This is a genomic window from Pseudonocardia kunmingensis (assembly GCF_006716445.1).
GTDB classification, from domain to species: domain Bacteria; phylum Actinomycetota; class Actinomycetes; order Mycobacteriales; family Pseudonocardiaceae; genus Pseudonocardia; species Pseudonocardia kunmingensis.
The window spans coordinates 507683-525146 of record NZ_VFPA01000001.1; the positions used below are offsets into that span (position 1 = coordinate 507683).

At 74.4% G+C, this 17464-nt stretch carries 15 protein-coding genes; 4 read left to right on the top strand and 11 right to left on the bottom strand.

What is annotated here, in order from left to right:
- Window positions 1-45: 45 nt before the first annotated feature.
- The 5 genes from FB558_RS02370 to FB558_RS02390 are packed head-to-tail and all read right to left on the bottom strand — an operon-like array spanning window position 46 to window position 5674.
- Window positions 46-1533: a hypothetical protein gene (locus FB558_RS02370; protein WP_142053585.1), complete on the bottom strand. Its 1488-nt coding sequence runs from the start codon at window positions 1531-1533 to the stop codon at window positions 46-48.
- Between the two features lie 30 nt (window positions 1534-1563).
- Entirely contained in the window at window positions 1564-2430 is an 867-nt protein-coding gene (gene couO / locus FB558_RS02375; RefSeq protein WP_142047670.1) for a 4-hydroxyphenyl-beta-ketoacyl-CoA hydrolase, read from the bottom strand.
- A 9-nt stretch (window positions 2431-2439) separates the two neighbouring features.
- Window positions 2440-3330: a 3-hydroxyacyl-CoA dehydrogenase NAD-binding domain-containing protein gene (locus tag FB558_RS02380; protein WP_142047672.1), complete on the bottom strand. Its 891-nt coding sequence runs from the start codon at window positions 3328-3330 to the stop codon at window positions 2440-2442.
- Window positions 3327-4139, bottom strand: coding sequence for a crotonase/enoyl-CoA hydratase family protein (locus FB558_RS02385; protein ID WP_142047674.1), 813 nt, complete (start codon window positions 4137-4139; stop codon window positions 3327-3329). The genes FB558_RS02380 and FB558_RS02385 overlap by 4 nt, the downstream gene beginning before the upstream one ends.
- Window positions 4136-5674: an acyl-CoA synthetase gene (locus FB558_RS02390; RefSeq protein WP_142047676.1), complete on the bottom strand. Its 1539-nt coding sequence runs from the start codon at window positions 5672-5674 to the stop codon at window positions 4136-4138. Before FB558_RS02390 ends, FB558_RS02385 begins: the two co-directional genes overlap by 4 nt.
- A 73-nt stretch (window positions 5675-5747) precedes the next feature.
- On the opposite strand from FB558_RS02390, the gene FB558_RS02395 reads away from it, so the two are divergent.
- The gene (locus FB558_RS02395) at window positions 5748-6185 is read left to right on the top strand and encodes a MarR family winged helix-turn-helix transcriptional regulator (protein WP_246106215.1); all 438 of its coding nucleotides are present in this window, start codon (window positions 5748-5750) and stop codon (window positions 6183-6185) included.
- A gap of 106 nt (window positions 6186-6291) precedes the next feature.
- Entirely contained in the window at window positions 6292-7590 is a 1299-nt protein-coding gene (locus FB558_RS02400; protein ID WP_142047680.1) for an MFS transporter, read from the top strand.
- 22 nt (window positions 7591-7612) lie between these two features.
- Here FB558_RS02400 and FB558_RS43045 read toward each other — a convergent pair whose 3' ends face one another.
- Genes FB558_RS43045 through FB558_RS02415 form a run of 3 tightly spaced genes read right to left on the bottom strand, consistent with a single transcriptional unit; the run spans window position 7613 to window position 10167 of the window.
- Window positions 7613-8614, bottom strand: a complete 1002-nt coding sequence (locus FB558_RS43045; RefSeq protein ID WP_170231158.1) for an ABC transporter ATP-binding protein — start codon at window positions 8612-8614, stop codon at window positions 7613-7615.
- Complete coding sequence (locus tag FB558_RS02410; RefSeq protein ID WP_142047682.1) at window positions 8611-9309, bottom strand: ABC transporter permease; 699 nt, start codon at window positions 9307-9309, stop codon at window positions 8611-8613. Before FB558_RS02410 ends, FB558_RS43045 begins: the two co-directional genes overlap by 4 nt.
- 6 nt (window positions 9310-9315) lie before the next feature.
- Entirely contained in the window at window positions 9316-10167 is an 852-nt protein-coding gene (locus FB558_RS02415; RefSeq protein WP_211366023.1) for an ABC transporter substrate-binding protein, read from the bottom strand.
- A gap of 26 nt (window positions 10168-10193) precedes the next feature.
- Here FB558_RS02415 and FB558_RS02420 point away from each other — a divergent pair, with 26 nt between their 5' ends.
- Window positions 10194-11111 (top strand): substrate-binding domain-containing protein, encoded by a 918-nt coding sequence (locus FB558_RS02420; RefSeq protein WP_142047684.1) that lies wholly within the window; start codon window positions 10194-10196, stop codon window positions 11109-11111.
- A gap of 762 nt (window positions 11112-11873) precedes the next feature.
- Here the strand turns inward: FB558_RS02420 and FB558_RS02425 are convergent.
- From FB558_RS02425 to FB558_RS02435, 3 genes are read right to left on the bottom strand one after another with little or no spacing between them, the layout of a single operon-like run.
- A complete protein-coding gene (locus FB558_RS02425; protein ID WP_246106216.1) occupies window positions 11874-12650 on the bottom strand; it encodes an alpha/beta fold hydrolase in 777 nt (258 codons plus the stop codon).
- Window positions 12651-12653: 3 nt separating this feature from the next.
- Window positions 12654-14111, bottom strand: a complete 1458-nt coding sequence (locus FB558_RS02430) for a DUF2252 domain-containing protein (RefSeq protein WP_246106217.1) — start codon at window positions 14109-14111, stop codon at window positions 12654-12656.
- A 10-nt stretch (window positions 14112-14121) separates the two neighbouring features.
- Entirely contained in the window at window positions 14122-15321 is a 1200-nt protein-coding gene (locus FB558_RS02435; RefSeq protein WP_142047685.1) for a PucR family transcriptional regulator, read from the bottom strand.
- Window positions 15322-15424: 103 nt separating this feature from the next.
- Here FB558_RS02435 and FB558_RS02440 point away from each other — a divergent pair, with 103 nt between their 5' ends.
- Window positions 15425-17461 carry a hydantoinase/oxoprolinase family protein gene (locus tag FB558_RS02440; RefSeq protein ID WP_142047686.1) on the top strand — a complete coding sequence of 679 codons (2037 nt, stop codon included), beginning with the start codon at window positions 15425-15427 and terminating at the stop codon, window positions 17459-17461.
- Window positions 17462-17464 lie beyond the last annotated feature (3 nt).

The following is a 17464-nucleotide window of genomic DNA, read 5'->3' on the forward strand; positions in this document are numbered from 1 at the left end:
CCAGGCGCGCCGCGGACTCGACGTCCTGGGCCGACACCTCCCGGCTCACGCCACCTCCTCCTGCACGTCGCTCTCCTGCTCGATGCCCTCTGCTTCGGGGAGCACGTCGGCCGTGGCGACGAGCAGGTCGGACCCGCCGAACTCGGGGTCGCGCAGCACGGTGCCGTCGTCGAGCGCCAGCAGGACGCGCGGGTCGCCGTGGTTGCGCGCGGTGCCGATGGCCGAGCCGACGCCGTGCACGACGCGCAGCACCACGAGCGCGGGCAGGTCGGGGTCGACGTCGCGGGCCTGCGCGAGGAGCTCGGAGAGCCGGCGCACCGGGACCTCGTCCAGCACCGCGGCCGCCCGCGACCACGCGCGCTCGCCGAACCGCTCCGCGGCGGCGGGCTCGAGGTCGGGCTCCACCACCGGCTGGCCGAGCGGGTCCCGCTCCACCGGCGGGGTCAGCAACGTCTCCACCAGCCCGGTGAGGCTCGGCACGCTCGGCACCCGCACGCCCGCGCCCGCGCTGAAGAACGCCGAGGCGGGCCCGGTGGCCGTCACGGTGTCCAGGGCCAGGCAGGGGCGCAGCAGCTGACCGAACACGTCGATCGCGCCGCGCTGGGGCCGCCCGCTGAACTGCTGGCGGTCCTGCTCGGCGCGGAACGTCGCTCCCGCCTCCTGCAGCCGCGCCTGCAGCTGCGTGTGGCGCTGGATGCAGTCGTTGACGACGTCGACCAGCTCGGCGGCCTGCCGGCGGCGACCCGGTTCGGTGGCCTCGTCGCGGGCGTCGGCGATGTTGGCCAGGATCGCGGTCTCCGCGCGGTAGCGGGACTCGATGTGCGTGAGCGCCTCGTCGAGCAACGCAGGCACGGCGGTGAGCCAGTCGACCGTCCGGACGTCACGGCGGGTGGCGTCCAGCTTCTGGCGCAGCGCCTCCGCGTACTGCACGGTGCGGTAGCGCGCCTGCTCGGCGGCGAGCCGGGCGTCCCCCAGCCGGCCGCGGCTGATCAGGTTCTCCAGCTTGACCTCGGCCGCGACCTGCGCGGACTCGACGTCGGTGTCCAGCGCTCCGACGAGGACGTTGATCGCCTCGTCGGAGGAGCGCAGGTACACCTCGCCGTCCGGCGCGGCGACCTCGACCAGCAGCTTGAAGTCGAAGCGGCGGCGCACGTAGCGCCCCTCGGCGTCGACGCTGCCGTAGTCGGCCTGGAACCCGCGGTCGAGGCTGCCCACGTTGATCAGGTTCTCGATCACCCAGTGCCCGACGCGCTCGTGCTCCCCCGGCGGGGCGGCCGGTGCCTGCGCCGCGACGAAGGGCCGCAACCGCCGCACCACCTGCGCCTGGTCGGCGCCGTGGTCGAAGTCCATCGCGAGGGTGACCTGGTCGATGGCCTGCAACGCGATCTCCGCCATCTGGTAGCGGGAGGCGTCGAGCCAGTCGAGGCGGGACTTGCGGGCGTCGAGGTCGTGCAGCGGCGCGGTGCACGCCAGCGCCTTGAGACGGCGGGAGACACCCTCGTCCACCGGCCGCACCGCACCCCCGTCCGCCATCACGGACGGGCACTCTACGGGCCCCGCGGATCAGGCCAGACCGAGCATCCGCACCGCGTTCTCCTTCAGGATCAGCGGGCGCACCTCGTCCTTGATCTCCAACTTCGCGAAGTCCGCCCGCCAGCGGTCGGGCGTGATCACCGGGAAGTCCGAGCCGAACAGCACCTTGTGCTTCAGCAGGCCGTTCGCCGCGCGCACCAGCTGCGGCGGGAAGTACTTCGGCGACCAGCCGGACAGGTCGATGTAGACGTTCGCCTTGTGCGTGGCGATCGAGATCGCCTCGTCCTGCCACGGCACCGACGGGTGCGCCATGACGATCGTCAGCTCCGGGAAGTCGGCGGCGACGTCGTCGAGCAGCATCGGCGCCGAGTAGCGCAGCTTGATCCCGTGGCCGCCGGGCAGGCCGGCGCCGATGCCGGTCTGACCGGTGTGGAACAGCGCCGGGACGCCCAGCTCGGCGATCGCGGCGTAGAGCGGGTAGTGGCGCTGGTCGTTCGGTTCGAACGCCTGCATGCTCGGGTGGAACTTGAACCCGCGCACGCCGTGCTCGGTGACCAGCCGCCGGGCCCGCGCGACCGACGCCTTCCCGGCGTGCGGGTCGACCGACCCGAACGGGATCAGCACATCCGCCTGCTCGGCGGCGAGGTCGGCGATCTCCTCGCTGGACAGCGCCGGGTGCCCGGTCGCGGCCGTGGCGTCCACGGTGAAGATCACCGCAGCCGTGTTCCGCTCCCGGTAGTGCTCGGCGATCGCCGCGACCGTCGGGGTGCGGTCCTGGCCGGACCGGAAGTAGGCCGCCGAGGCGTCCATCAGCTCCTGGTCGAGGGCGAAGCAGCCGTGGCTGTCCTGCTCGACGTGCACGTGCACGTCGATCGCGTCGAGGGCGGCGATGTCCAACGGGGGCTCCTAGGGAAGGTCGGCTTTGGCGGCGAGCACGGCGCGCAGGGCGGCGTCGCGGCGGGCGGCGAGCGCGACGGGGTCGGCGCCGCCCAGCTCCTCCTCCACGCCCGCCACCAGGTCGGCGACGAGCTCGGGCGTCATCTCCGGCTCGCCGAGGTCGCGCCAGATCGCCTCGGTGGGCGGGCCCAGGTGGGCGAGCACGTGCGCCAGCCCGCCGGCGCCACCGGACAGGTGCTGGGTGGCCAGCGGTCCGAGCAGCGCCCAGCGCAGGCCCGGGCCGTAGGCGATCGCGGTGTCGATGTCCGCGACGCTCGCCGCACCGCTCTGCACGAGCGCGTACGCCTCCCGCCACAGGGCCGCCTGCAGCCGGTTGGCGAGGTGGCCGGGCAGCTCGCGGCGCAGCCGCACCGGCTTCTTGCCGACCCCCGCGTAGAAGGCCATCGCCGCCTCCACGGCGGCCTCCGCCGTGGCCCCGCCCGGTACGACCTCGACGAGCGGCACCAGGTGCGGCGGGTGGAACGGGTGCCCGACGAGCACGCGCTCCGGGTGCCGCGTGCAGGCGTCGGCGAGGGCGCTCGGCAGGAGCGTCGAGGAGCTGCTGGCCAGCACCACCTCCGGGCGGGCCGCGGCGTCCAGGGTCGCGAACAGCGCGTGCTTGAGCTCGGGCCGCTCGGGGGCGCTCTCCTGCACGAAGTCGGCTGCGGCGCCCGCCTCGGCCGGGTCGGCGGTGAACGCCAGCCGGTCCTGCGCGACGCCGACCGACTCCCGCAGGCGCGCCTCGGCGTCCGGTGCCGGGTCGCTGGCGATCACCTCGAGGCCGTGGGCGAGGAAGTGCGTCGCCCAGCTCGCCCCGATCACCCCGGTGCCGATCACGGCCACGCGCGTCACGGGGGTCATCCGCGGCCCACCTTCGCGGCGCGGCCCTCCAGGAACGCCCGCATCCGGTCCTGGGCCTCGGCGTCGGCGCCGGCGACGGCCGCCATCAGCGCTTCCATCAGGTACCCCTGGTCGGGGGCGGCCTCGGCGATGCGGGGCAGCGCCTGCAGCACGGCGAAGTTCGTGACCGGGGAGTTGGCGGCCACCTTCTCCGCCAGCTCCAGCGCCAGCGCGAGGCCCTCCCCCCGGTCGGCGAGGTACTGCGTGATGCCCAGGGCGTGGCCCTCCTCGGCGTCGAGCACGCGGCCGGTGAGCATCATGTCCGCCATCCGGTGGGTGCCGATCAGCCGCGGCAGCCGCACCGAGGCCCCACCGCCGACGAACAGCCCGCGCTGCCCCTCCGGCAGCGCGTAGAAGGCGCTCGGCTCGGCCACCCGCACGTGCGCGGCGCACGCCAGCTCCAACCCGCCGCCGATCACCGCGCCGGTCAGCACCGCGATCACCGGTACGCGCCCGCGCTCCATCCGCTCGAAGACGCGGTGCCACATCATCGAGTGCGCGATCCCGGAGAACGCGTCGCGCTCGACGAGCTCGGAGAGGTCGAGCCCCGCGGAGAAGTGCGGGCCGTCCGCGGCGAGCACGACCACCCGCACGTCCGCCGGCAGGGTCGTGAAGTACGACTCGATGCCCAGCACGGTCGCGTCGTCCAGGGCGTTGCGCTTGGCCGCCCGAGCCAGGCGCAGGACGGCGATCTCCCCGTCCGCGCCGTGGCGTTCGCTGCGCAGCGTGGGCGGGAGCAACGGGCGGACGTGCTCGTGCTCGTCGGTCATGCGGGTCCTTCCGGGGGAACGGTCGCCGCCGCCCGCTCCCGCAGCTCCACCCGGCGGACCTTGCCGGTGGCGTTGCGGGGCAGCGCGTCGACGAGCTCGACGTACTTCGGGATCTTGAAGCGGGCGAGGTGGGCCTCCATGTGGGCCCGCAGCTGCGCCTCGGGCGGGACGGCGCCGGGCCGGGGCTGCACGTAGGCGACGCCGACCTCTCCCCACCGGGCGTCCGGTACGCCGACCACCGCGGCGTCCGCGACGTCGTCGAGCTGCACGAGCACCGCCTCGACCTCGGCCGGGTAGATGTTCTCCCCGCCGGAGATGATCACGTCCTTCACCCGGTCGACGACGTCCGCCCAGCCGTCGTCGGCCACGCGCAGCACGTCACCCGAGCGGAACCAGCCGTCGACGAACACGGCCTCGGTCTCCTGCGGCCGCTGCCAGTACCCGGCGAACACGTGCGGGCCGCGGACCAGCAGCTCGGCCGGCTCGCCCGCGAGCGGCCCCACCTCGCCGTCGCGCAGCATCGCGACGTCGGTGTAGAAGTGCGGCACCCCCACCGACACCGGGCGCTCGGTGCCGCCCTCCCCGGGCACCATGTACACACCGGGCGAGGCCTCGGTCATGCCGTAGCCCTGCCGGACCCGGACGCCGCGCTCGAGCCAGGCCCGTGCCACCCGTTCCTGCACCGGCGATCCGCCGTAGAGCACGGTGTGCAGCGAGCCGAGGTCCACCGCGTCCCACGACGGGTGCTCGACCATCATCTGCAGCATCGTCGGCACCGCCGAGAAGCTGGTGATCCGCGCCTGCGCGATCCTGGCGAGCACGGCGCCCGCGTCGAAGGCGGGCAGCGGCTCCACGCTGCCGCCCTTGAACAACGTCGGCAGCGTGACCTGCCCGAGCCCGACGCAGTGGAACAGCGGGGCGATGCACAGCGCCCGGTCGGTGGACAGCACGTCGACGTGGGCCAGCTGGTTGATCGTGTTCCAGGTCAGGTTGCCGTGGGTGAGCACGGCGGCCTTGGGCCTGCCCGTGGTGCCGGAGGTGTAGAGCAGGATCGCGGGCGCGTCCAGGCCCACGGCGGGCGGCGCCGCGAGCGGTTCCGCAGCCGCGATCGCCTCCTCGTACTCCCCCGGCACGGCGAGCAGGTGCCGCACGCCGGCGGGCAGCGGCCGCGCGGAGGCCAGGAGCGCGTCCGCGTCCGGGCTGTGGACCAGCACCGACGCGCCGGCGTCGTCGAGCATGTACCGGATCTCGGCGCCCGCGAGCCGGTAGTTCAGCGGCACCGCGACTGCGCCCAGCAGCCAGGTCGCGAAGAACGTCTCGAAGACGCTGGTGGCGTTCACGCCGAGGTAGGCGACGCGGTCCCCCGGGCGCACGCCGAGCGCGGCGAGGGCACCGGCCAGCCGGGCGGTGCGCCGGGCCAGCCCGGCGTGGGTCAGGGTGCGCTCGCCCTCGACGAGCGCGGGGCGGTCCGGGTCGATGCGGGCGCGCCGGGCCGGCCAGCTGCCGAGCCCTGCGGGAGCGTCTGCGGTCCTCACGTGTCCCCTCACGAGTGACAGGAATCCTTACTCATACTCTGTTGGGGCCGGGACGACAAGATGGGGGTGCTCCGTGGAACACGCGCCGCCGTCGCTGCTCTACGCCGTCAAGCAGGTCGAGCTCGCGGTGCGGGCGCACCTCGACGACCTGCTGCGCCCGTCGGGCACCACCGCGCTGCAGTACACCGCGCTCACCGTGCTCGCCCGCCGCGCAGGCCTCACCAGCGCCGAGTTGGCCCGCAACGCCTTCGTCACCCCGCAGTCCATGGGCGATCTCGTCACCGCCCTCGAACGCCGCGAGCTCATCACCCGCCACCGCGACCCCCGCCACGCCCGCCGCCTGCTGCTGAGCCTCACCCCCGCGGGCGAGGCCCTGCTCGAGCGGGTGGAACCGCAGGTGCGCGCGCTGGAGGAACGGATGCTCGCCGACCTGGCCGCCTCCGAACGTACCGCCTTGCGCGACTACCTCAACCGCTGCCGCACGGCACTGGCGAACGGCCCGGCGCAGTAGGTCCGGATCCGCACCATCCGTCTCGTTGACGCGAGTGACAGGAATCCCTACATTCCCCGGCAGCGGATCGCGGGGCGCACCCCGCCTTGGCAGGGAGGCCACCCGCATGACCGATCGACGTCCACAGACCCAGCTGCGCCGGGCGGTGCTCTCCAGCTACCTCGGCAGCGTCATCGAGTACTACGACTTCCTGCTCTACGCCACCGCCTCGGCGGTGGTGTTCAACCGGGTGTTCTTCTCCGACCTCGACCCACTGGTCGGCACGGTCGCGAGCTTCGGCACGCTGGCCACCGGCTACCTCGCCCGCCCGCTCGGCGGCGTCCTGTTCGGCCACTTCGGCGACCGGCTCGGCCGCAAGCGGATGCTGGTGCTAACCATGGCGCTGATGGGCGTCGCCAGCGTGCTCATCGGCCTGCTGCCGACGTACGAGCAGGTCGGCGCGTTGGCCCCGGTGCTGCTCATCGTGCTGCGGATCGCGCAGGGCGTCGCGGTCGGCGGCGAGTGGGGTGGTGCGGTGCTCATGTCGGCCGAGCACGCCACCTCGCGGCGGGGGCTGTGGGCGAGCTTCACGAACGCGGGCGCCCCCAGCGGCATGGTCCTCTCGACGCTGGTGCTGGCGCTGGCCTCCGGCGCCACCGGTGAGGAGCAGTTCCTCGCATGGGGCTGGCGGATCCCGTTCCTGCTCAGCGCGGTGCTGCTGGTGATCGGCCTGTTCGTGCGCGCGAAGGTCGACGAGACACCGGTGTTCGCCGCCGCGTCGCCGGGGAAGGAACGCCCGCCGCTGGTGGAGGTGCTGCGCCGGCATCCCCGCACCCTGGCGCTCTCGGTGGGCGTCGGGTTCGGCGCGTTCGTCGCGCAGGGCACCCTGACGACGTTCGTGATCGCCTACGCCGTCCAGGCCGGGTTCCCGCGCCCGACCGTGCTCAACGCGCTGACGGTCTCCTCGGTGGCCGCGATCGCCGGGATCATCGGGTTCTCGGCCCTGTCCGACCGGGTGGGCCGTCGCCCCGTGGTGCTCGCCGGCGCGGTGGCGATGGCGTGCTGGAGCTTCCTGATCTTCCCGCTGATCGACACCGGCTCGGTTGCGCTCCTGGTACTGGTGGTCGTGCTCGGGCAGGGCGTGGTGCACGCCGCGATGTACGGGCCACTGGCCGCGCTCTACAGCGAGCTGTTCCCCACGCGGTCGCGCTACACCGGCGCGTCACTGGGCTACCAGATCGCCGGTATCGGCGCGGGCCTCGCGCCGGTCGTGTTCGCCGCGGTGCTCAGTGGCTCGGCGGGCACGGGGGCGGTCTCGGCGATCATCGCCGCGTGCTGCCTGGTGAGCGTCGGGAGCATCGTCGCCCTGGGCGAGACGTCCCACCGGAACCTGTCCAGCGAACGGGACGAGCACCAATCAGCCTGACGAACGGCACTCCCGTCGGCACCTAACCGACGAGAGTGCCGCTCGTCGGGCTGTGGATCGTGCGCAGCTGCGACTCCTCCACGACGACCGCGGCGGCGGCGCCCGCCGTGAGATCGCCGTCGCCGGGGGCGAGGCAGGCCAGCGTCCCGGCGGCGGTGTCCACGTCCACGCGCGTGGGCCCGCCGAGCCGCACGACCCGGCGCACCGTTCCGGGAACCCGCACGTCACCGTCCCCGTCGCGGACCGCGCGGCAGTGCTCCGGACGCGCGACGAGCAGCCCCGCCCGGCCGGTCACGGCAGCCGGGAGCACGTTGGTGAACCCCACGAGCCGGGCGCAGTCGACGTCGGCCGGTTCGTCGAGCACCCGCGCGGTCGGCCCGAGCTGGCGGATCCGCCCGTCGACGAGCAGCGCGGTCGTGCCGGCCAGCGCGGCGGCCTCGTACCGGTCGTGGGTGACGAGCAGGACGGCGGTGTCCAGCCCGTCGAGGACCGCGCGCAGGTCCGCGAGCAGGTCGGCCCGCGTGGTGGCGTCCAGCCCGGCGAACGGCTCGTCGAGCAGCAGCACCCGCGGCTCGGGCGCGAGCGCGCGAGCCAGCGCCACCCGCTGCGCCTCCCCGCCGGAGAGCGTGCGCGCGTTGCGGTCCGCGAGGTGCCCGACGCCCAGCGCGTCCAGCCACGGCGCCGAGCGCTCCCGCGCCTCCGCGCGCCCGACGCCCCGCATCCGCAGGCCCGCGGCGCCGTTGGCCGCGACGCTCCCCCGCTGCAGGATCGGCCGCTGCAGGACCGCCGCGACCGCGGGACGCAGCTCCCGGGGCCCGGCGGGCCGCCCGTCGAGCAGCACCTCACCGGAGCTCCGCAGCCCACCGAGGTGGCCGAGCGCCCGCAACAGCGTCGACTTGCCCGCGCCGTTGGGGCCGAGCACGGCGAGCGCCTCACCGGCGGCGACGTCGAGCGCCGGGACGTGGAGCAGCTCCCGGCCCCGCGCGACGACCCGCAGGTCCCGGCAACCGATCCGGCCGCTCACCTGACGCGCTCGCGCTGGCCCGCCATCGTGGCCACCAGGTTCACGACGAACGCGATGAGCAGCAATACCAATCCGAACGCGATGGCCAGCGCGAACTCGCCGCGGCTGGTGGCGAGCACGGCCGCGGTGGTGAGCACGCGGGTCTCCCCCGCGATGTTGCCGCCCACCATCTGCGCCGCGCCCACCTCGCTGACGACGGCGCCGAAGGCCGCCATCCCCGCCGCGAGCAGCGGCAGGCGCGCCTCCGCGAACAGCGCCAGCAGCGCCCGTGCCCGCGTGGCGCCCAGCCCCTGCATCTGCACGAGGAACTCCGGGTCGACCTGCTGCAGCGCCGCGGCGACCAGCGCCACCACGACCGGTGTGGCGATCGCGGCCTGCGCCACGACCATGGCCGCCGGCGTGTAGAGCAGGCCGAGCCCGCCGAGCGGCCCGCTGCGCCACAGCAGCACCGTGACGAACAGCCCGACGACCACCGGCGGCAGGCCCATCCCGGTGTTCGCGGCCGAGAGCAGCAGCCTGCGGCCGGGGAACTCACCGAGCGCGATCGCCGCACCCAGCGGGAGACCGACGGCGGCCGCGACCGCCGTGGCGGTGAGCGACACCTGCAGCGTCAGCAGGGTGATCGCCCAGGTCTCCGCGTCACCGCCGAGCAGCAGCCGCAGCGCCTCCAGCAGCCCGTCGCGCAGGACGTCCACGACAGCTCAGCCGGTGGGGTCGGGCTTGCCCGCGTCGGGCACGAACAGCGGCTGACCGAACTCGGCGCGCCCGAACTCGCCGATGCGCTGCTGCGCATCGGTGCCGGTGATCCAGTCGGCGAACGCGGTGGCGGCCTCGGGCTGCACGCGGTCGCCGGCGCGGGTCGTCACCTCGATCACGTGGTAGACGTTGAGCAGGCCGGGGTCACCCTCGACGAGCACCGCGAGCCCGTCGGGCTGGGAGAGGTACGTGGCGCGGTCGGCCAGCGTGTAGCCGGCCTTCTCGGCGGCCACCCGCAGCGTGGCGCCCATGCCCTGGCCGGTCTCCTGGTAGCCCGCCCCCGCGGGCTCGACACCGGCCTGCTCCCACAGCGACTTCTCCCGCGCGTGGGTACCGGATTCGTCACCCCTCGAGACGAACACCGCCCCCGACGCCGCGATCCGCCGCATCGCCTCGTCCACCGCGAGCCCCCGGACCCCCGCCGGGTCGGCCTCCGCGCCGAGCAGCACGAAGTCGTTGTGCATCACGAGCAGCCGCCGCCCGGCCGTGCCCTCGGCCACGAACTCCTCCTCGGCGGCGGGTGAGTGCACCAGCAGCACGTCGGCCTCGCCGCGGCGACCCATCTCGATCGCCTGCCCGCTGCCCACGGCGATCGGCTTCACCCCCCACCCGGTGGCCTCGGTGAACGCCGGGAGCAGCTCGTCGAGCAGGCCGGAGTCCTGCGTGCTCGTGGTGGTGGCCAGGATCAGGGACCGCTCGGCGGACGGGCCCGCCGCCGGGCCCTCCGCGGGCGACCCGCACGCCGCCAGCACGAGCAGGACGACACCGGCGAGAACTGCGCGCATCTGTGCTGGCACAGACCGGGACTATAGAGTCCGCAGGCGTGACGCGGTACCGGGAGATCTGCGCCGACCTGGCGGGCCGGATCGGCGACGGCGACCTCGCCGAGGGCGCCGAGCTGCCCGGCGTGCGGGAGCTCGCCCAGCGGTTCGGCACCACCGCGTCGACGATCGGGCGCGCGGTCCGCACGCTGGCCGACGCCGGCGTGATCGTCACCGCGGACCGGCGCCGCACCCGCGTGGCACCGGACGGGGCGGTGGCCGCGCGACGGTTCCTGCACGCCGAGCGGGTGTTCCGGCTCGCCGGCAGCGACGACCCCGCGCTCGACGTCGTCATCCGCCGGCTGGGCCGCGGGCTGCGCCCGGTGAGCACGGAGGGCAGCTTCGGCGGGCTGCGCGCTGTGCGACAGGGGTACGCCGACGGCGCGGCGGTGCACCTGCTGCACCACACCGGCACCTACAACGCCCCGTTCGCGCGCGGGCTGCTGCGCGGCCTGCGGCCGCACCTGATCCACCTCTGGCGCCGCGAGCAGGGTCTGCTCGTGCCTCCCGGCAACCCGCGCGGCCTCGCGGCGGCCGCCGACCTGGCCGGGCTCCGCGTCGCCAAGCGCCGGCACGGCACCGGCACCCGCGTGCTGCTCGACCGGCTGCTGCTCGCCGCCGGCCACGACCCCGACGCGCTGCGCGGCCCGGAGACCGGCTCGCACCTGGAGACGGCGCTCTCGGTGGCCTCGGGCGTGGTGGACGCCGGGCTGGGCGTCCGCTCGGTGGCCCACGACCTCGACCTGGACTTCGTGCCGCTGGTCTGCGAGGACTACGACGTCGTGCTCACCGGCGACGCGCTCGACGCCGCGGCCCCGTTGGTGGCCGCGCTGCACGAGCCGGACGTCCGCGCCGCCGTCACCGCGCTGGGCGGCTACGACGCGGGCAGCGCGGGACGCGTGGAGGAGCTGGGCGCCTGAGCGCGCCGACCGTACACGTTCGCCGACTGCGATCATGCCGCGGTGCGGTGTGAGTCGCACATCAGGGTCCTCGCGGCCGCGCTCACGTACGTCTCGCCGGGGTGATGGCCGTTCCCGCGTTCCGCGGAACGCGCCCGTGCACGACCAGGTCGACGTCATGGGTCTCCGGCCGCGGGTGCTGGGTGGGTGCGCACCTGGCGGTGGTCCCGTTGCACCCTCTGAGGCTGTGATCGTCGGCCATCTCGGTGCTTGGTGACCCGTGTGCCGGTCATGATCGAGGTGTCGGCGCGTTATCGGGCGTTTTCAACACGGGAACGCGCCGACTTGCTGATCATGAGGTCGGGGCGCCCGGGTGATCTGCTGGTGTCGGGTAGGACCGTGTCGAAGGGGTTCGGGAACGGCACCACAGCCGGATAAGTGGCACCCGGCGGCGACGGTCTCGTCGTGGACCGGCCGGGGCCATGTCGGGGACGGCTGCCCAGGTGACCACGTCACCCGGTAGTTCTGCCAACCGGGCCACCCCGACACCGGCGGTCGGGCAGGGCACTGGGCCGACTGCGAGTGACGCCTGGGCGCGGAGTGACGCAGTTCGCCTCGAGCCGGGAACGGCGCGCCCACCGCAACCCGCCCCCCGTCTCCGCGCACGCCCCCGATTCGGCCCACGCGACCCGTCGACGGGGGGCGTCGGCGGCCGGCGTCGCGGCCCAGCGTTGCACGGGCCGGCGAACGGTAGACGGCGGTGCGGTGGCCCCGGCGCGGGCGTCAGCGCGTGGCGGAGGTCCAGGCCGCGAGCCGGGTGGCGAGCGCGGCGTAGAGCTGCGGGTCGGTGCCCATCCCGGTGTGGCTGCTGGTGACCTCCACCCACTCCGCCTCGGGGTCCTGGCAGGACCGCCAGCCCACGACGCCGTCCTCCCGCGAGTAGATGGCGACGGCGGGCACCCGCAGCGGCGCCGCGAGGCCGTCGGCCGTCGTGTCGCCGCACGCGCCGGTCAGGCAGTCGCCGTCGAGCAGGCCGGGCACGCCGCGTGCCGACAGCCCGACGAGGGCGGGCAGCAGCAGCTGAGCGAGACCGCGGGCGTCGAGCGGGTCGAGCACGGGGCTGCCGAGCATGGCGAGCCCCCGGACCAGGTCGGGCCGCCGGGCCGCGATCATCCGGGCGAGCATGCCGCCCCGGCTGTGCCCGACGAGCACGACCGGGCCACCGGTCGCGCTCGCGTGCTCCTCCACGCGCCGCTCGAGGCGCGTGACCAGGTCGGCGGTGCAGCCGACGTTGCCGCCGAGCCCCGCACCGGCGGGGACGTAGCCGCGCCGCTGCAGCCACCGGCGCAGCACGGCCATGCTGGCGTCCAGGCCACCGAACCCCGGCACGACGACCACACCGGTGCCGGCGCCGTCGACCGCGCGGGAGCGCCACACCGGGTGGCGCAGCAGCGCGGGCGTCGTCAGCCCGACGGCCGGCCCGAGCGAGCGCGCGAGGTGGCGCGTCGTGCTCCGCACGCGGTCCCACGGCAGGACAGCGGTCAGCTCGCCGATGGGCACGGCTCACACCCCCCGCTCGACGGGCAGCAACCCGCGGTCCACGGCCCGGACCAGCGCGGCGTGGTCGGCCTCGGTCTGGTCGGCGTAGGCGCGCGCGAACCGGCGGAAGGCCTGGTCGACGCGGTCCGACCGCCCGACGTAGCCCGCGATCATCGACGCCCCGCTGGTGCGGGCGTGCCCCTTCGCGAGCAGGTGCCCGAGCACGCCCGCGTAGTCGTCGAGGGCCTCGGAGTCGATGGCGTCCAGGGCCACGGCGCCCTTCATGTCCCGGAACTGGCGCACGTAGTACTGGCGCTCCCCGACGGTGGTCCAGCCCAGCAGCGGGTCGCTGACGGTCTGCAGCGCCTGCTGGTACTCGACGACCCGCTGCCCCTGGTGGGCGTGGAGTGCGGAGTCGCCGTGCACGTACCGCGCCAGGACCGAGCGGCGGGCCTGCTTGAGCTGCAGGAACACCACGTCGTCGGGCGAGGAGCCCTCGAGCAGGGCCACGTAGGCGCGCAACCCGACGCTGCCGACGCCGACGACCTTGTGCGCGATGTCGACGATCGTGTACCCGCCCAGCACGCGCTGCCAGTGCGGGGCGAGGGTGCGCAGGTAGTCGTCCAGCGCTGCCGCGATCCGGTCCGCGTCGGGCTCGGGCACGCGCGTGATCAGCGGCGGCTCCTCGACGATGCGCCGCCTCCCCTCGATCTGGCGGGTGAAGCGCGGCACCGCCCGGTCGCTGGTGCGGTGCCGGGCGCGCTTGGCGGCGCGCACCACCTCGGCCCGCAGCGGCTTGGGGCTGCTCTTGGCCAGCCGGTCGACGTCGAGGCGCTGGTAGGAACGCGAGAGCAGGGGCTGGTCGGCGAGGTGGCGGACCTCCTCCCGGTACGCGGCGACGCACTCGGTGACCGCCACGCCGCACGCGTCCTCGCCTGCGCCGTTCTGCCGCCCGGCCACCCAGATGCTCGCCACCAGCCGGCGCAGGTCCCACTCCCAGCTGCCGGGGTGGGCCTCGTCGAAGTCGTTGAGGTCGATCACCAGGTCGCGCTCGGGCGAGGCGTAGAAGCCGAAGTTGCCCAGGTGGGCGTCGCCGCAGACGACCGGCGTGATGCCGGTGGCCGGCAGCTGCGCCACGTCGTGGGCCATCACGACCGCCGTGCCGCGCAGGAACCCGTAGGGCGAGGCGATCATCCGCCCCACCCGCACCGGCACCAGCCTGCCGACGCGGCCCTCGTGGCTCTCCATGATCATCTGGACGGGATCGGGGCGGTCGACCGGCGGGTCCCAGTCCGCGAGCGACGAGCGCGGCACCCGCTTGCGCAGCGCCTTGCCCAGCGCGTACCGCTCGGCGCGCTCGACCGGGCGCCGGCGCAGCGAGGAGTACGGGGTGCCGTCGGCGTCGGCGAGCACGGTGTGCGCGTGCACGCGCCCGGGAGGGGTGGGTGGGGCGACCGGGTGCAGGTCGGAGGGGCCGGTCACGTCGGCGATGCTACGCGCGCCGCGCCGCCGCGCCCGGTTCCACCACAGCCGCGAGGACCTCGTCCTGGAAGGCCAGGTAGAGGTTCGCGATGGTGCCCGCCGCGGCGATGGGCGCGCCGAGGAGGTGCTCGACCTTCCGCAGCCGGTAACGGACGGTGTTGGCGTGCACGTAGAGCCGTTCGGCCGTGCGCCGCACGTCCTGGTCGCAGGCCAGGTAGGTGACCACGGTGCCTGCCAGCTCCGGCCGGGCCGCCAGTGCCCCGAAGTGCCGGTCGAAGCGGGCCGCCACCTGGGCGTCGTCGCGGCGGGTCAGCAACCACGTCGCGAAGTCGACCTCGTCGAGCCGCACGGTCGTCGCGCTGCCCCCGCGTTCGCGCCTGCGGGTGGCCACCTGCCAGGCGGTGAGCGCCTCGCCGAAGTAACGCGCCGACAAGGTGAGGTCGCCGAAGGGGCCACTCACGCCCGTGACGTGCGTGCCGGCGAGCAGCGTGAGCCAACGATCAGCCGCCGGGCCGTCGGCGAGCACGGCCGTGAGGGGTGTGGAGTGCTCATCGGGGTCGTCCTCGTCGGCGAGGACCACGCCGACGCCCTCGAGGTGGGCCTCCTCGAGCAGGGCGTCGGAGGGACGTCGCGGATCCGCCGTCTCCGTGGTGCCCGCGCCCGGTGCGGCGGCGACGACGCGAAGGTCCTGGCCTGCCCGGATGCGGAACGGGCGCAGCCGATCCCAGGTCTGGCGGACCCGTGAGGAGGGGATCCCGACGCGCAGCGCCGAGATCAGACGCGCCGCCTCCGCCCGCTCCTGCCCCATTGCCAGCGCCCGCACGGCGTTCGCCGCCGCCAGCACCCGTTCGGCCATCTCGAGCTGCAGCGACCCGACCTCGTCGACCAGCGTCCGGCTGCGGGACGCGATGGCCAGCCGGTAGCCGGCTCCGCGCAGTAGCAGCGGGCGCGTGACCACGGCCCACCGCCCGACCGCGAACTGCTGCGGTGCCACCTCCCGGGCGCCGATCTCCTCCCAGATGAGCCGCAGCGGCCCCTGTCCGGTGCTCGCGACGATCCGGCCCGAGGCCTCGTAGAGGACGGCGCTGCCCTTGCTCAGCGCCGCGAGCCGGGCGACGAGGGCGTGGACGGGGTCGTCGGCCGCGAGCGCCTGCAGGAGGTCGTTCTGCAGCCACACAGTGCGGCGCAGCAGCCGAATCTCGGCGTCCATCGTCCGAACCTACAACTGCGATCCCAGTTCCTTGGAGACTTCACAGTGACCGCTGGCACAACCTCCTGCAGAGTCTCCCGGCAACGCGAGCAGGAGGCATCGGATGGCGAAACAACGGGTAGCCGTCGACGTCGGCGGGACCTTCACCGACGTCTGCATCTTCGACGAGGGCAGTCGCGCGATCCGCGTGACGAAGGTGCCCTCCACGCCCGACGATCCCATGCGCGCGGTCCTGGACGGCGTGGAGCGCGCGGACATCGACCTGGCCGGCGTCTCGCTGTTCTCACACGGCACCACGGTGGCCACCAACGCGCTCATCACTCGGAACTTCCGCCCCCCTGCGCTGGTGACGACGACCGGGTTCCGTGACGTCATCGAGATCCGCGACGGCACCAAGGACGACCTGTGGGACGCGTACCGCGACGTGGCGCCGCCCTACATCCGCCGCCGGGACCGCTTCGAGGTCACCGAGCGGATCGACTACTCCGGTCAGGTCGTCACGCCACTCGACGAGGAGGGTGCCCGCCGGCTGGCGGCCCTGCTGCGCCGCCGCGGCGTCCAGACGGTGGCCGTCTGCTTCCTCAACTCCTACGTCAACCCCGCGCACGAGATCCGGATGCGGGAGATCCTCGAGGAGGAGCTGCCGGGTGCGGCTGTCTCGACGAGCGCGGAGATCCTGCCGGAGATCTTCGAGCACGACCGGTTCACCACGACCGTCGCGAACGCGGTGCTCGCCCCGCTGGTCAGCGGCTACGTCGGCCGGCTCGCCGAGCGGCTGGAAGCGGGCGGCTACACCGGCGACCTCCTGCTGCTGCACTCGGGCGGCGGGTCGATGACCCCCCGGATGGTGGAGCGCTACCCCGTTCGGCTGGCAGCCTCGGGAATCGCGGCCGGGGCCATTGCCGCCCGGCACGTCGCGGGCCAGTGCGGCTTCTCCAACGCGATCGGTCTGGACATGGGTGGCACCAGCACCGACATCTCCCTCGTGCACGGCGGCGAGCTCCGCGTGACGAAGGAGTGGTCTGTCGAGTTCGGCTACCCGATCATCTTCCCGTCGATCGAGGTGCTCACGATCGGCGCCGGTGGTGGCTCGATCGCCCATATCGACGAGGCGGGCTCGCTGCGCAACGGACCGCAGTCGGCGGGGGCCGACCCGGGACCCGCCTGCTACGACATGGGTGGGACGCAGCCGACCAACTCCGATGCGAACCTCGTGCTCGACCGGCTCGGCACCTCGCTGGCGGGCGGCGCCAAGGTGCTCTCCCCCGAGCTCGCGGAGCGGGTCGTCCTCGATCGGGTCGCCGCGCCGCTCGGGCTCGACCTGGAGCGGGCGGCGAGCGCCGTACTCCAGGTCGCGAACGCCAACATGGCAGACGCCGTGCGGCTGATCTCGATCCGTCGCGGGTACGACCCGCGCGACTTCGCGCTCGTCGCGTTCGGCGGCGCGGGCGCGCTGCACGGCGCGGAGGTGGCGCGTGAGCTGGGCATCCCGACCGTGATCGTCCCACCACATCCGGGGGTCACCTCAGCACTGGGCTGCCTCCTCGTCGACATCCGCCACGATCTGTCGGCGATGTTCGGCGCCGTCGCACACGAGGCCGACGAGGAGGAGTTCGAGAACGCCTTCGCCGGGCTGGAGGCCGAGGCGACCGCCCGGCTGCGCCACGAGGGCGTGGCTGCCGACGACGCGGTGCTGCAGCGCCAGGTCTCGATGCGCTACCTGGGCCAGTGGCGCTCGCTCACGGTGCGGTGCGGCAGCGGACCGGGCGCGCTCGGCGAGGCAGTCGCGCTGTTCCACGAGCAGCACGAGCGCGAGTACGCGTTCCGCCGCGACGACACGCCCGTGCAGATCTACCAGCTCGGGCTCACCGCGATCGGCACCACGCCCAAGCCCGCGTTCATGCCGGCCGAGGCCACGCGGGTACCGGCGCCGGCCGCGATGAAGACCCGCGAGGTCTACTTCGAGGGCGCGGGCCGGATCGCGACCCCGGTGCACGACCGCGACGCGCTGCCCGCCGGCGCCGCGCTGACCGGCCCGGCGATCATCGAGCAGCTGGACGCGACCACGCTGGTGCCGCCGGGCACGCGGGCCGAGGTCGACGAGTGGCTGAACATCCGCATCCACCTGACGGAGGCCTGAGCC